General features: G+C 75.2%; 2 protein-coding genes. Both read right to left on the reverse strand.

Features of this window, described 5'->3' with window-relative positions; genetic code table 11:
* Positions 1–715: polysaccharide deacetylase family protein (locus AB0O29_RS35885; RefSeq protein ID WP_365160633.1), on the reverse strand; the 715-nt coding region annotated here is incomplete at its 3' end.
* Positions 712–1,419: a glycosyltransferase gene (locus AB0O29_RS35890; RefSeq protein WP_365160636.1), complete on the reverse strand. Its 708-nt coding sequence runs from the start codon at positions 1,417–1,419 to the stop codon at positions 712–714. The genes AB0O29_RS35890 and AB0O29_RS35885, both read right to left, overlap by 4 nt.
* Positions 1,420–1,451: the final 32 nt, after the last annotated feature.

The following is a 1,451-nucleotide window of genomic DNA, read 5'->3' on the forward strand; positions in this document are numbered from 1 at the left end:
GCTCCCGCAGCGGCCCGACGGACAGGCCGCGGCTCTCGCACGCGTCGAGGATGCGCGGCAGGGCGCCCAGGGTGTTGCGCCAGGAGCCCGGGGCGGAGGTGCAGTCGGAGTCATGGAGGAGGATCGTTCCGCCTCCGTCCAGGTCGTCCGTCACGGTGCGGTACACGCTCTGCGGGGTGGCCCGTGATCGCCAGTCCTCGCCCCAGCAGGTCCACAGCACCGGCGTGAGGTTCAGCCGACGCGCCGCCACGTGGGCGGCCGTGGTCATCACACCGTACGGCGGGCGGAACAGGCGGGGCGGTCGGCCGGTGATCGCGCCGATGCCGTCACGGGCACGGGCGAGGTCGTCATGAGTGGCGCGGGGGCCGCGTAGCGCGAGGGGGCGGTGCAGCCAGCCGTGCACGGCGATCTCGTGTCCGGCCGCCGCCATCTCGCGGACCAGTCCGGGATCGCGGACCGCGGCCGGGCCGAGCAGGAAGAAGGTCGCCGTCACGTCCCGTGCGGCCAGCAGCCGCAGGAAGCACGGGGTGGACACCGGATCGGGCCCGTCGTCGAAGGTGAGGGCGACGTGGTCGGTGCGGCCGCGGCCGGCGAGCCGGGGCATGGCCCTGTTGCGCAGGGGGCCGAAGGTCGAGATGGCCGGTGCCGCGTGGCACAGCGCCAGCGCCGGAAGGGCGGCGAGCGCCGCGCTCCGGGTCAGCCGACGGCCGGTCACCACAGGTCCCCCGCTTTCTGAACGGGCGCCGGGTGGGAGGTGTTCCGGGCGTCCGGGTCGATGCGGTGCTGCACGGCCCGCAGGAGTACGGGGGCGTCGTGACCGGTGGCGACCGCCGTGCAGACCGCACCGGCCCAGACGGCGGTGGCGGCGGCGAAGGTGGTGCCGAGCCGGACTCCGGACCGGCGTCCGGGCGACCTGGGCTTGCCCGAGGCGCGTGGCGGCCGCCTCAGCCCGGTCACGGGCGGGCGTGCCGCAGGGAGACAGGCGTCGGCGATCACCGCTGCCGGCCCGAGCGCCGGATCGGCCGGGACCAGCGAGAGTCCCGACGTGCGCTGCCGGAGCCCCGCTCCCCCCTCCGTCAGGCTCTCCAGTGCGGCGGGCAGCCCGGCCGCGTCACGGATCCACAGCGCGACCCCCGCCTCGTCCAGGGCCGCGGCGTTGGCCGCGCCGTGGCCGGGTATGCACCGGTAGCTGAGTACGGGGAGGGCGCTCGCGAACGCCTCCAGCGAGGTCAGCCCGCCGGCGTTCTGGACCATCACGTCACAGGCCCGCATCAGGCTCGGCATGTCGTCCGTCCACCCGTGGACGTGCTCGATGCCGTCCGCGGCGAGCCGCCGGGCCAGGGCCTGGTTGCGGCCGCAGACGACGACCGGGACCGCGCCGCCGCAGGCGCGGATCTCGGTGGACGTTCGGGCCCTCACCGTCACTTACTGAGAAAACTCCGAAAAATTCG

Source organism: Streptomyces sp. NPDC089915 (assembly GCF_040684675.1).
In the GTDB taxonomy this organism is placed as follows: domain Bacteria; phylum Actinomycetota; class Actinomycetes; order Streptomycetales; family Streptomycetaceae; genus Streptomyces.